The organism is Polaribacter sp. P097 (assembly GCF_036864555.1).
In the GTDB taxonomy this organism is placed as follows: domain Bacteria; phylum Bacteroidota; class Bacteroidia; order Flavobacteriales; family Flavobacteriaceae; genus Polaribacter.
In genome coordinates this window covers 714,385-727,323 of record NZ_JAZETJ010000002.1, presented here as the reverse complement: position 1 = coordinate 727,323, position 12,939 = coordinate 714,385, and the positions used below count along the sequence as shown (strand labels likewise).

The following is a 12,939-nucleotide window of genomic DNA, read 5'->3' as shown; positions in this document are numbered from 1 at the left end:
GGCATTTCTATTTTAGTAAACTTTAGTTTTTAGGCAAATAGAGTTGAATTTTATCGAACTTCACATCATCTAAATGACCCAGTTTTTGCTCATCATCTGTAATTAAATGCATGTGAAGATACGAATCATGATGAGTAAAAATTCCTTGATGATTTTCCGAATAAAAACCTACAATTGTGCAATCTTCATCAAAAATTTTATAATTAACTTGCCCTTGATGTGCCTCTTTGGGAGAGCTAACCTTGCTACCTTTTGGTAAATTTTGAATATGAATAGTTGCTTTGCTAACTTTACCTTTTAACTTAAAAGCAAATGGTTTATTAAGATCTTTGGAATTATCAGTTATAAAATTTTGTAGTTGAACAATTGATTGTATTTCTATAGGTAAATCAACTATTTTCCAATCCTTTACATTTGAATAAACAAAAAAGGGAGCAGAAATGGTGTTGTTTTTTTCAACACTCATTGTAGTGTCTGATGTTACTCTAGAAACATAAGTTTGTCCATCATTTATTAAAAGCTCTCCAGATAAATAGCTTACAGGACCTAAACCATATAGACCTTGCGTATTTTTAATTGTATCTAGTTGAATAGATGGGCCTAACTTACCTTTCCACATTACATCTTTCATTTGCCCAACAATGTAAAATTCATTTTCCGTTTTTACTGAAGGTTTACAGCTAGATATAATTATAAGTAAAATTAATACTGGAAAAGTTTTAATACGATTCATTTTTAAGGCAAGTTTAATCTTCAATACTTCTAACTGGTCTTACATGATTGTAACTAACAGGATTTACACGAGCTTTTTCTATAGGACCAACATTACCATTTAAAAAGAAAACAGCCATTGCGTTATTAGGGTCTGAATTTTGGGTTTCTGAGCTCCAATAAAAATCATCACTAAAATCACCTACCTTTAATTCCGCATACAATTTAGTTCTAATTTCACCTAATTCTTGCAAATCTGGTAAATACCAATCTGTAAAATCATTTACTTCGTAAGTGGAGCAGTAGTCTATTGCTTCTGGCCAATTTAATGTTTCAGGAGAATCTGTTTTTGCTGTAACTTTAATGGTTTTAGTTACCGTATTTAATTTAAAGATAATTCCATCTTGATATAGTTTTCCGTAAACACTATCTATAGGAATGTTTGCATCTAACAAATCAAAAGGAGAAACACCATCATCTAAATATTTTTGAGTAAACGCCACATCTAAATCTTTGCAATCTTCTCCAAAATAACCATCATCACAAAGACAATCACAATCTACAACAGAAGCATTTTCTTCGCAGACTAATAGGGAACAAGTATCAATTTCTTCTGTAGTTTCGTCTTCAGAACTAGAGCCAGAACAAGAAAAAAACAGAAAAGAAATGGCAAGAATACCAATTAATAAATATGTATATTTTTTCATTTTTTATAGGTAACTATAAGATTTGCAAAAATATAACAAATTTTTGTTTGGATGAAATTTAGAAATTTAATGGTTTAAGGTGCAACTGCTCCTAAAGTATATAGTTGCTCTAAGTTAGGAGATTCACTACCTCCTGCAGGTTCTAAAGTAATACCAAATGCTTCAGATTCGTTTGCGTTGTCAATTGTAAAAATCTTGTTAGCATCAGCAGTAAAAGAGTCTAAAGTACCCAAACTTGTAGGAGTTAAAGGGCTCAATTTTAAAGACCAAACTTGGTATACCTTACCTTTAGGTGGTTCAGGTAAACCCTTAGCATCTAAATAAATAGAGTTTGTTTTCTTGTCCCAATATACTTTTGCATAAGCTTCAGGAAACACAGTTTGCCCATCTAAAGGAACAGAAACAATATCTTTATCTCTAAATACTTCAATTAATTTTTCTGCAGCAGCTAAACTTGTTGATGCACTATCTATTTGCGCTTCTAACGTTTGTTTTTCTAAAGCTAATTGCTCTTTTAATTGATTATTCTGTAATACAGATAATATTAAAGTAGAGCCTAAAATAACAGCAGCAGCCCAACCCATATAAGTTTTCCAATTCGATTTTGGTTTCGTTAATGGTATTACTTTTGGTTCGTTACTAGCTAACTTATCCTTAATATCTTCAAATGAATATTTAGCATCTTTTTTAGCAAAAGCAGTAAGTTGTACAATCGCTTTTTCAATCGATTCTACCTCTGCTAATAACTCAGGATTTTCTAAAATTGCATTGTGCACTTCCTCATTTTCCTTTTCAGAAAGCGAGCCTGCAACATACAGTTCTAAAATTCCAGATGCTATGTAATCTTTATTATTCATTTTTTATACGCCTAACATTGAACGCAATTCGCCAATGCAAGATCTATTTCTTGTTTTAATTGTACCAAGAGGCATGCTTAATTCTTCTGATGCTTCTTTTTGTGTAAAGCCTTTAAAGTATAAGAGTTCTATTACTGATTTACAGGTTTCTCCTAATTTGCTTACAAATGCTTTTAAACCTATTGTATTTGTAGAACTATCTAAACTTGAACTGCTCTCTAATATATCTACGAAAAAATCGGCATTAAGGTTTTGTTTAGACTGTTTAAATTTTTTAGAACGTGTATAATCTATAGCTGCATTTCTAGCTATATTAAGTAACCACGTGAAAAAACGGCCTTTTTTAGCAGAGTAGGTATCTGCTTTGTTCCAGGCTTTTATAAAAACATCTTGGGTAATTTCTTGAGCAACATCATCATTCTTAACAATATTATTTACAACACCAGAAATACTATCACAGTATAAACTGTATAGTTTTTCATAGGCCTTTACGTCCTTTTTCTGAAATTGTAATATAAGTTGGTCTTGTTCCATAAATTATTACCGAGAGCTAAAATAGAATAAAAATATCTAATTAAATTATATTTTTTTTATAAAAATAAAATCTCCTCCTTCATCTCCAGTTCTGCTAATAGGCGCGTATTGTGGTTGGTTATCTCCAGTAGTATTATTAATTACAGGATCTTCTATCATGTTAAATAATTGACCTGCAGACAAGTACTTTTGTGTATTCTGATTTAATCTCTTTAAAAGATATTTCATAAACACACTTTCATTAGGCACTGTTGTTAAAGTTCCGCTTGTAATTGCTTTTCTACTTGGTAACTCATATTTTTTCTGAACAGCTTTAGAGGCAGTTTTGTAAGACCTATTTGTAGTTAAAATGCTACCACTAAAACAGGCATCAGAAATAAGTAGCGTATGTTTAGAAGGTATAGCTTTAATATAAGTTACAATACTTGTGTTTAAGATGATGTTCTCTTCGAACTCCATATTAGCATTAGAAGGCATCCAATAGCCCTTTTCTGTAGTTTTATCATAATTTCCATGACCTGCATAAAAAATAACTAAATTATCATTGTTACCAACTTTTCTACTTAGTTTAATGAATTCTCTATTGATTTGGTTTTCAGTAGGGTTTTTAAGTACTGTTACATTTTCTTTAGCAAAACTATAGTTATTAGTTAACACATCTGCTAGTGCTTGTGCGTCTTTAGTAGGTTCACCTTTTAAACTTTGAATGGTGGTGTCTGTATAATCGCTAACCCCAATTATTAATGCATAATATTTTCCAAAACCAATATCTAAATCTTTTTTAGTAGAATTATCTGTAATTACATCTTGATCTATGTTTGGTGAAGATCTTTTAATTACAAACGTTTTTGTTGATGATGCTTGCTTTAAGTCTGTTGCTTTTACAATTAAATCGTTCTTACCATATTTTAAAGGAACATTTGCAACGAAAGAACCATTTTCTTGTACGTTAGCCTCAATACCATTTACGCTTATTTCATAAATACCATCTGCATCTGTGGCTTTTCCTTTAACTAAAATTCTTTTAGCTTGTACTACTTTAAAACCTCTTTTTAAATCTACATTAGGTTCAGAAATAGTAACTACTGGTGGGTTATTGTAGCTTAAAGATTGATAATCTGCCTTTAAATAATCTACTGCAATTTTTCTATCATAATAGATAGTGTAACCGAATTTGTTACCAAAAAAGGGCTCAAAAGGTGCTTCATTTACATATTGATCGTTAATATAGAAACGTAACAAAGCTCCTGATTTAACTATTTTAATTTTGTTAGCTTTATTTTCTCCTTGTACAATTGCAGATGAATTTGTTAACGGAATAATTTCTTTGTACTCATCATTATCAAATTTTCTGTATTTGTAACTTCCATTTCCTGATAGTAGAAACGAAAATTCATTTGCTGAATTTTTTCTACCAAATGTAAGGCCATACCAACCATCAGAAGTATTTTTTTCGTTGATGGCTGTTTCTATAATAAAATCTTTACTGGTGTTTAAATTTAAGTCTCTGCTTATAAAAATTCCGCCTTTTGTTTTTCTAGATAAAAGTAATTGACCATTTTTTAGTGCTACAGCATAATCTGTGGCATCATCTAAATTCCAATTATTATTGTTGTTATTAAAATTATCTACAAGAGGTACCTCAAGCATTTTTGCTTTCTTAGTGGTGTTTTTTGAGTTATTAGACTTGGTACTTATAGTTAAATAATCTACAGATACCTTTTGCTTATAGTAAATAGCAAACCCCAAGTAAGTGCCATAAAAAGGCTCAAAATCTATTTTAGTCAAGAAATTATTATTGATGTAAAACTTATAATAATCGCCTTCTTTTTTAAGTTTTAAAACGTTTATACCCTTTTTAACACTAGAAGATTTTACCCATTTAATAATATCTTCATTTTTATTATTAACAGTTCTAGTTATCTTATAATAACCAGTATTTGTAATTAGAAAATTAAAGTAGTTGGTGCCTTTTTTACCCCAAGTTATTCCAAAAGGCGAATTATTATCACCTGATAAATGTTCTAATTTAGTTTCAATTTCAAAATCTTTTTCAGTATCAAAAGACTTATTTAAATTGGTTAACCATCCTTTTTCATCTCGCTTATGATTTAAATAATATTTGCCATTTGAAACTGTTAATTCTACATTCTCTGAGTTAGTTGTAGACCATTCATTTGAATTGTCATTAAAGTTTTCTGCAAGTACTCCTGTAAAATTGCCTTCTTTTTTATAATTGCTATTACCATCATCTTTTAAATACGCGATGCTTAAATAACCAACTTTTATTTTTTGTCTGTCATAAACAATAAAGCCAACTCTTTTACCAAAATATTCAGGGCTATACTCTGTATAAACTAAATTAGAATTGATGTAGTATTTTAAGTTATTACTTTCTTGTCTTACCTCTAAATAGTTGTATTGCCCCATTCCGTTTTTAATGTAACTACTTTCTGTCCAGTTTTTTACATAGGTTGTCTCGCCATTTTTAACTTTTTTAATATTGTAAGAACCGTCTGCAGATATAAAAAACTGATTTTGATTATCGTTATTTAATCTACCAAATAGAATTCCGAAACCATTGTTGGTAACTCCACTTATTTTTTTGATTTGAGCTGAAATTTTAAAATCTCTTTTGGTATCAATTTCTTTTTCTATACTTGAAGACCAACCACCAAAATCTCTTTTATGGCTTAAATGATAATCACCTTCTTTAATTTCAAAAGTTCTATCAGCATCATCTACAATAGCCCAATTGTTATTATTATTGTTATAGCCTTCAAATAAAATAGTCTTCCCTTTTTTAGTAACTGTGTTTTTTTTAGCAGCTGCGCTTTTAGCCCTAATGTAGTCTATAGAAATTTTTTGATTTTTATATAAAGCAATTGCCATTTTTTTACCTACAAATGCCTTATGAGTTGTTGAGAAAGCGTATTTATTATTTATATAAAAGGTTACAGTATTTCCCTTTTTAGTTATTCTAAGAATATTTGTACTGTAATTGCCAGCGTTAACAATGCTAGATTTGGTCCAACCTTTTAAAGTAGAGTAAGAGCCATTTATTGATTGTGCTATTCTGAAATAACCATTAGTAGCAATACCAAACTCTTTGTAATTGTTTGCGTCTTTATAATCGTATTTAAAGGCGATACCTGAGTTTTCTGAACCCGAAATTTTTTGAATTTTAGTTTCTATGTCAAAATCTTTAGAACTATCTAAATCAAAAGCAGCAGTTGTTATTTGCCAGCTTTTTTCTGTTCTTTTATGTTCAAAATAATATTTACCATTGTAAATACTTAGTTCTGTATTAGAGGTGTTTTCTTCTGGCCAAGAAGTACCACCATCAAAATTTTCTTCATAAACATAATTGGTTTGAGAAAAGATGGAAAGACTTATAAAATAGAAGAATAGAAATATGGATTTTAAAGTTTTCATGGCGATTTTATTGGTGATTGACTTCAATAAAAATAGGAATAATTTTTGAAGTTGCATTTTTTGAGCTGGCATTAAAAGCAATTTTGTCATGATTAAACTTAATATCTGACCCTTTGTACATCTTGCCTGATAACACTTTTTTAACTCTTGACACAAAATCTTCAGAACCGTATTTTACTTTAGTTACAATACTATTTATGTTTAATTTTTCTTTACTGTATAAAACACATAAAATATCTCTACCAGGTTTATTATCAAACTCTATAAAGTAATCTTCATTAGGTAACGCAATTTCACTATTAGAATAATTAAAGAAATCGCTATAACTTCCAAATGGATATAATTTATTTACGGATTTATCTGCAGAACCATAACCTAATAAATAGACATAACCTCTTTGTTTACTGTTTAGATAAATACGAAACTGTGTGCCAGAAGTATATGATTCCTTTACTCTATAGGTAGTTTTAGAGGCTTTAACAATGTTGAAATTTCTAGATGCACCTTCAGTTAAATTTACTGGCATATTCTTACCAGAGCTTAATCTAAGCTGTAATTCACCTCCTAATTTATTTGATGCAACAATATTTTTATTCTTATCTATTGTTGGGTTTGGAGTATTAAATTGATCTATTATAACATAATTCTCTCTTGCTTGAGCTTTATAATCTTCATATTTAATCCAAAAGAAACCCTTGTTGCCCCACCAAGAACCCCAAGAATTCATAATTTCGAAAGCACCTCCATATTTATTATCATCATAACCAACTACAACCAGGGCATGTCCTTTATTTCCAGGATTTTTCTTGTAAACATAAGTGTCTGGTTCAAATATTATTTTTCCATAACCAAACAAACCAAATAAAACAGGATGGTTTTTAGAAATTGCTTTTTTAACATTATTTACAAGATTTGCGTTGTAACCTCTATCATTTAATTTTTCGAAATGACTAATTTTATGAGCACTTGCTTTACTCACCAGATAATTTGTAGGTTTAGTAGAGCAGTTATTTACATTATATGGAAAGTCTGAATTTTTAACCACTCCAAATTTCTTAAGAACCAAGGCAGCACTAGTAAGGCTTGAGCCTGTTTCACAATTTACATCTAAACTATTGTCTCTTTTTCTTGGGTTTTTTATGGAATTGTAAATAAATGCTGGAGAAAACGTGTTTGCATCTATTTTAGTTTTATTATTCTCCCAACCATTTTTTACAGCATAAGAGATGGTTCTGGCTCCATGTGCACTTGCCCAACCAACACAGGATGACTGTGAACCTTGACTTTTTGGAGTAGGGCAGTAGGCTTTTAAACTATAAGAAGTGGGCATGGCTTTAAAACTTCTAGTAATTAGTGGAACTGTTGTTGCAATGCTGGAATAATCTTCATCTGATGCTGGTTCTAGGCCAGTAGCAAATTGAGAAAAAGCGTTAATTGAGGTGAAAAATAGAAACGAAATAAGAAGTAATTGTTTCATTTGTAAAGTTTTATGGTTGCTTAACAAAGTTATCTAATTAATGCAAATAAAAAAATACGTCAATTGACGTATTTTTTTATAAAGTGTTTCTAAGCTAATATTTTATAATCGTATTATCTTTTTTACTTTATTTCTGTTTAGGTAATTTTTTATTATGGTTTTTGCAATTTGTTTTTCCTCTATAGGTGTTAAGACAGATTTTAGTATGTCTAAATTATTTTCTTGATAAGCCAAGTTTGTGTAACCATAACTATCAACTTGATTGTTTTCTATAAGAATTACAGCATGTTCTTCAACTTCTCTGCCTTTATCAATAAGTAAAAAATCATCATTGTTAAAGTCGTCAAAAACATGTTTAAACTTCTTCTTAAAGTTAAATTTTGGAGTTAACGCTTCTAATTCTAAGTAGTATTTTAAGCGCGTAAAAAGTTCGTTTCCTGTTTTGTCAAAAGAAACAGATGTAGCTCTTTCTTGTACTCTAACAGAACGTCTTGACGTTTTTATAAAAAGGTTATTTATTTCTGCTTTTATATTTTTTCCTTTACCAATATAAATTACTTTACCATTAGCATCATGAATATAATATACGCCTAATACAGCAGGAATTTCTTCTATTAAGTTCTTTAATTTTTGCTTTTCTAGTCGTTTATCAAAATACTTTATGGCATTCTGAATAATTGTTTTTTTATGGTCTTTCTCAAGTAAAAGTTTAAATAATTTTACAGTAGCTAAAGCATCTCCTGTGGCTCTGTGTCTATCAGAAATTGGAATTCCTAAAGATTTGGTAAGTTTTCCTAAACTATAAGAGGGTTGATCTAAAATTAGAGCCTGACTCAATTCTACAGTACACAAAGTATTTCTTTCAAAATCAAAACCAAGTCTATCAAATTCTGTTCTTAGAATTCTATAATCGAATGCTGAGTTGTGTGCAACAATAATACAGTTCTTGGTAATTTCTACAATTCTCTTTGCAACCTCGTAGAACTTGGGTGCATTTTTAAGCATTTTGTTATTAATACCTGTAAGTCTAACAACAAATTCTTGAATTGGTTTTTCTGGATTTATTAGAGAAATAAATTGATCAACTATTTCTTGACCATCATATTTGTAAATCGCAATTTCTGTAATGCCTTCTTCATTAAATTTACCTCCAGTAGTTTCAATATCTAAAATTGCGTACAAAATTCTCTTTTTCTTTTGTCGAAATTACTAATTATAATTCCTACTGCCAAATATTGCACTTCCAACTCTAATCATAGTGCTACCATTTTTAATGGCTAGAGCATAATCTCCACTCATTCCCATAGAAAGAATTTGTAAATTACAGTTAGGTAAATTTAGTTGTTCTTTCTGTTTATCAAAAAAGGTTTTAAGTGATGAAAACTCATTATTTAATTGATTTTCATCTGAAGTAAAAGTAGCCATGCCCATAAAACCAGCTACGTTAATATTTTCTAAAGCAGCAAACTCATCAGAATTTAAGATGGTTTCAATTTCTGAAAAAGATAAACCAAATTTAGAATCTTCTTCTGCTATTTTTGCTTGTAATAAGCAATTGATTGTTCGATTGTGTTTTTTTGCTTCTTTATCTATAACTTTAAGTGTTTTTAATTTATCTACACCATGAATCAAATCTACAAAATGAGCCATGTACTTTACCTTATTGCTCTGTAAATGCCCAATCATGTGCCATTGAATATCTTTTGGTAAAACATTATATTTGTCTACCATTTCCTGAATTTTATTCTCTCCAAATACTCGCTGTCCTGCATCATATGCTTCTTGCAAGTCTGCTACAGGTTTTGTTTTTGAGACAGCAACTAAGGTTACATCTTCTGGTAAAGTCGCTTTTATTTTTTGTAGGTTTTTTTCAATCATTTTTATAATTCGTAAATGGTTAAAGCACTTCTAAGTTTCGGTTCAATAAAGGTAGTTTTGGGTGGCATTAATAAACCAGCATCTACTATGTTTTTAAGCTCATGAATTGTTGCAGGTAACATGCCAAAAGATACTTTAAATTCTCCTGTGTCTACTTTTGTTTTCAATTCTAAACTGCCAGTTTTGTTTTGTGAATACACAATTTTAGAATCGTTTCTAATATCTTTTATGCCTAAAATTGGATTTAAAACAGTAGTAAATAAAATTTGTGCATCTAAACTACTCAAAGCATCTGTAATTTTATAAGCTGATTTTTTTAAATTTAGCGCATAAAATTCACCATCTAAATACATGCTAAATTGATTTTTTTCTGATGGTTTAAAAATTTCTTGATGCTTTTTTTGAATCTTGAAAACTTTAGCTAATTCATCTAAAAATTCTTTGGATGACAATCCATTTAAATCTCTAATGAATCTATTGAACTCATAAATAGCTAGCTGATTATCGGGTAATAAATAACTCATAAAATAATTATAAGCTTCATTGCCTGTATGGTTTTTGTTTTCTGCTGCTAACTTTTTCGCTAATAAACAAGAAGACGTGGTTCTATGATGACCATCTGCAATGTATAAAGTAGAGATGCTTTTAAATGCTTCTGTAATTTGACGAATTTCTTCTTTATCATTTACTACCCAAAGAAAGTGCGTATTCTTATCTGTAGTTGCAAACTCGTATTCAGGTCTTTCTTTTTTATGCTTTTTTATGATATCTTCTATTACCTTATTTTCAGGATAGGTAAGTAAAACAGGTTCTGCATTAAACCCAGTTTTTTTTAAATATTTCTCAAAAAGAACTTCCCTTTTTTGAAGAGTATCTTCGTGTTTTTTAATTACATTATTATGGTAATCTTCTGCTGAAGTTGCAGAAACAATACCACAATAAGAATTGGTTGGAGTATTATTTTGATAAATATAAAAAGCAGGATTATCATCTTTCGAGAAGTAATTACTACTTTTAAATTCGTTATATTTTTTTTGTACTAATTGAAATCTTTGTTCACTAGAAACTTCTTGATGGTATTTGTAATCTGGATTTAAAATATGCAAAAAGCTAAAAGGATTAAAGTTTAGTTTAGCACCTAATTCTGCAGGAGTATAAGCTTCATAAGATTTTGAAGAAACCAAAGCAGCTTTATCTCTACTAGGCCTTACAGCTTTAAACGGTTTTACAATTGCCATTAATATCTTTTAGTTTATAAGAAGATGTTTAGTTTAATAATTTTATAATTTGATTCGCCAATTCTAAACCAGCTCTTTCTTGTGCCTCTTTTGTTGATGAACCAATATTGGGAGAAAGTGAAATTTCTGGATTCATTAAAAGTTGAACAGCAGGTGTAGGCTCAGTTTCAAAAACATCTAAACCAGCATATTGTACTTTTCCACTTTCTATGGCACTTACTAAATCAACCTCATTTAAAATTCCGCCTTTGGCAGTGTTAATAAAGCCAACACCATCTTTCATTTTTTCAAATTCTGTTGATGTAATAATATAATCTTCGTGGTTTGTTAAATGCAAAGAAATAAAGTCTGATTCTTTTAGAACATCATCTATAGCAGCTGTATGAATAGTAAAATCTACTTTTTGATTATTATAAAAATCTAAAGTGATGGTTGCTTCTTCAACAAAATCATCATAAGCCATTACATGCATACCTAAACCAATAGCAATTTTTGCTACTTCTTGGCCAACTTTATCAAAGCCTAAAATACCAATGGTTTTTCCTCTTAATTCTGTACCTGAAGCATAGGCTTTATTTAGGTCGTTAAATCGCATATCACCTTCTAAAGGCATTTCTCTATTAGACGAATGTAAAAAACGAGCCATACCAAACAAATGTGCAAATACCAATTCTGCCACTGAACCTGCAGAAGCGTTCTTAGGATTAATAACGTGCAAACCATTATCAATTGCAAAATCAACATCAATATTATCCATATTAACACTTGAATTTCCAATCAATTTTAAAGAAGGACAAGCTTCTATTAATTCTTGTCTAATCTGTGTGTTTTTATTTACTAAAACTGCATCTATATTATTATCGTTTATAAAATTTTCTAGCTGATTTTGAGCAACTTTAGTAATATTTACTTCAAAACCTGCTTTTTCTAAGGCTTCAATTCCTTTTAATGTAATTCCGTCGTTTGCTAATATGATCATTATCTCTCTACAAATTCAATTTCCGAAAATCTATCGTTAAAGATTTTCTAAGTATAGTTAATTATTACGTTCTAGTTCTTGCATTACATCTACCAAAGCTTGCACACTATATAAAGGTAATGCATTGTACATGCTTGCTCTGTAGCCACCTACAGATCTATGGCCATGTAAACCATTAATATTTGCATCTTGCCACATTTTATCGAATTTTTCTGATAAAGATTCATCAGTTAATACAAATGTTGCATTCATAATACTTCTGTCTTCTTTAGCTACAATACCTTTAAATAAAGGATTTCTGTCTATCTCTGCATACAAAAGTTCTGCTTTTTTCTCATTTACCTTTTCTATAAACGGAATTCCACCTAAATCTTTTAACCACTGTAAAGTAAGCATAGAAACATACACAGGAAAAACGGCTGGCGTATTAAACATGCTTTCTTTTTCTAAGTGTACTTGATAATTTAGCATAGAAGGGATGTGCCTATTTACCTTACCAAGTATTTCCTCTTTAATTATAACTAAAGTAGTTCCTGCAGGGCCCATATTTTTTTGAGCACCAGCATAAATTAAATCAAACTTTTCAAAATCTAGTTGACGCGAAAAGATATCTGAACTCATGTCACAAACCATAGGAACATCGGTTTCTGGGAAACTTTTCATTTGAGTACCAGCTACTGTATTGTTACTTGTACAATGAAAATAATCTGCATCTTTGGGTATTGAATATTCTTTAGGTATGTAGCTAAAACCTTTATCTTTAGATGATGCTACTTCTATAATTTCACCAAATTCCTTAGCTTCTTTTATAGCTTTAGTAGACCATGTACCTGTGTTTAAATAAGCCGCTTTTTTGTTGAGTAAGTTGTAAGCTACCATTAAGAATTCCATACTTGCACCTCCATGTAAAAACAATGCTTTGTAACCTTTGTTTTCTAATCCTAATAGTTCTAAAGCTAAACTTTTTGCCTTTTCAATTACGTTTACAAATGGTTTACTTCTGTGAGATATTTCTATTAATGATAAATTATCATCATTAAAATTTAGAATAGCTTCAGATGCTTTTTGTAAAACTTCTTCAGGCAAAATACAAGGACCAGCACTAAAATTGTGTTTTTTCATA

General features: G+C 29.9%; 11 protein-coding genes. All 11 read right to left on the bottom strand.

Going from position 1 to position 12,939, the window contains the following annotated elements; all coding sequences use genetic code 11:
• Positions 1-22 precede the first annotated feature (22 nt).
• Positions 23-733, bottom strand: coding sequence for an acetolactate decarboxylase (locus tag V7R38_RS10560; protein WP_334058251.1), 711 nt, complete (start codon positions 731-733; stop codon positions 23-25).
• A gap of 13 nt (positions 734-746) precedes the next feature.
• Positions 747-1,418, bottom strand: a complete 672-nt coding sequence (locus tag V7R38_RS10555; RefSeq protein WP_334058250.1) for an Lcl C-terminal domain-containing protein — start codon at positions 1,416-1,418, stop codon at positions 747-749.
• A gap of 74 nt (positions 1,419-1,492) precedes the next feature.
• Positions 1,493-2,275: an anti-sigma factor gene (locus V7R38_RS10550; protein ID WP_334058248.1), complete on the bottom strand. Its 783-nt coding sequence runs from the start codon at positions 2,273-2,275 to the stop codon at positions 1,493-1,495.
• A gap of 3 nt (positions 2,276-2,278) precedes the next feature.
• Positions 2,279-2,809 carry an RNA polymerase sigma factor gene (locus V7R38_RS10545; RefSeq protein WP_334058246.1) on the bottom strand — a complete coding sequence of 177 codons (531 nt, stop codon included), beginning with the start codon at positions 2,807-2,809 and terminating at the stop codon, positions 2,279-2,281.
• A 45-nt stretch (positions 2,810-2,854) separates the two neighbouring features.
• On the bottom strand, positions 2,855-6,244 hold the full coding sequence (locus tag V7R38_RS10540; RefSeq protein ID WP_334058244.1) for a caspase family protein: 3,390 nt from the start codon (positions 6,242-6,244) through the stop codon (positions 2,855-2,857).
• 7 nt (positions 6,245-6,251) lie between these two features.
• Entirely contained in the window at positions 6,252-7,721 is a 1,470-nt protein-coding gene (locus V7R38_RS10535; protein WP_334058243.1) for a C1 family peptidase, read from the bottom strand.
• Between the two features lie 102 nt (positions 7,722-7,823).
• Entirely contained in the window at positions 7,824-8,903 is a 1,080-nt protein-coding gene (locus V7R38_RS10530; protein WP_015480073.1) for an exonuclease domain-containing protein, read from the bottom strand.
• Between the two features lie 27 nt (positions 8,904-8,930).
• The gene (locus V7R38_RS10525; protein ID WP_334058241.1) at positions 8,931-9,599 is read right to left on the bottom strand and encodes a YggS family pyridoxal phosphate-dependent enzyme; all 669 of its coding nucleotides are present in this window, start codon (positions 9,597-9,599) and stop codon (positions 8,931-8,933) included.
• Positions 9,600-9,601: 2 nt separating this feature from the next.
• The gene (locus V7R38_RS10520) at positions 9,602-10,837 is read right to left on the bottom strand and encodes a DUF1015 domain-containing protein (protein ID WP_334058239.1); all 1,236 of its coding nucleotides are present in this window, start codon (positions 10,835-10,837) and stop codon (positions 9,602-9,604) included.
• A 28-nt stretch (positions 10,838-10,865) separates the two neighbouring features.
• Positions 10,866-11,816, bottom strand: coding sequence for a D-2-hydroxyacid dehydrogenase (locus V7R38_RS10515; protein ID WP_334058237.1), 951 nt, complete (start codon positions 11,814-11,816; stop codon positions 10,866-10,868).
• 57 nt (positions 11,817-11,873) lie between these two features.
• Positions 11,874-12,938, bottom strand: a complete 1,065-nt coding sequence (serC, locus tag V7R38_RS10510; protein ID WP_334058236.1) for a 3-phosphoserine/phosphohydroxythreonine transaminase — start codon at positions 12,936-12,938, stop codon at positions 11,874-11,876.
• Between the last annotated feature and the right edge of the window lies 1 nt (position 12,939).

Bases quoted from the DNA above. Each gene is read 5' to 3' on its own strand.
- V7R38_RS10550 (WP_334058248.1), bottom strand. From the start codon at position 2,275: ATGAATAATAAAGATTACATAGCATCTGGAATTTTAGAACTGTATGTT.
- V7R38_RS10520 (WP_334058239.1), bottom strand. From the start codon at position 10,837: ATGGCAATTGTAAAACCGTTTAAAGCTGTAAGGCCTAGTAGAGATAAA.
- V7R38_RS10545 (WP_334058246.1), bottom strand. From the start codon at position 2,809: ATGGAACAAGACCAACTTATATTACAATTTCAGAAAAAGGACGTAAAG.
- V7R38_RS10515 (WP_334058237.1), bottom strand. From the start codon at position 11,816: ATGATCATATTAGCAAACGACGGAATTACATTAAAAGGAATTGAAGCC.
- V7R38_RS10560 (WP_334058251.1), bottom strand. From the start codon at position 733: ATGAATCGTATTAAAACTTTTCCAGTATTAATTTTACTTATAATTATA.
- V7R38_RS10525 (WP_334058241.1), bottom strand. From the start codon at position 9,599: ATGATTGAAAAAAACCTACAAAAAATAAAAGCGACTTTACCAGAAGAT.
- V7R38_RS10540 (WP_334058244.1), bottom strand. From the start codon at position 6,244: ATGAAAACTTTAAAATCCATATTTCTATTCTTCTATTTTATAAGTCTT.
- V7R38_RS10555 (WP_334058250.1), bottom strand. From the start codon at position 1,418: ATGAAAAAATATACATATTTATTAATTGGTATTCTTGCCATTTCTTTT.
- V7R38_RS10535 (WP_334058243.1), bottom strand. From the start codon at position 7,721: ATGAAACAATTACTTCTTATTTCGTTTCTATTTTTCACCTCAATTAAC.
- serC (WP_334058236.1), bottom strand. From the start codon at position 12,938: ATGAAAAAACACAATTTTAGTGCTGGTCCTTGTATTTTGCCTGAAGAA.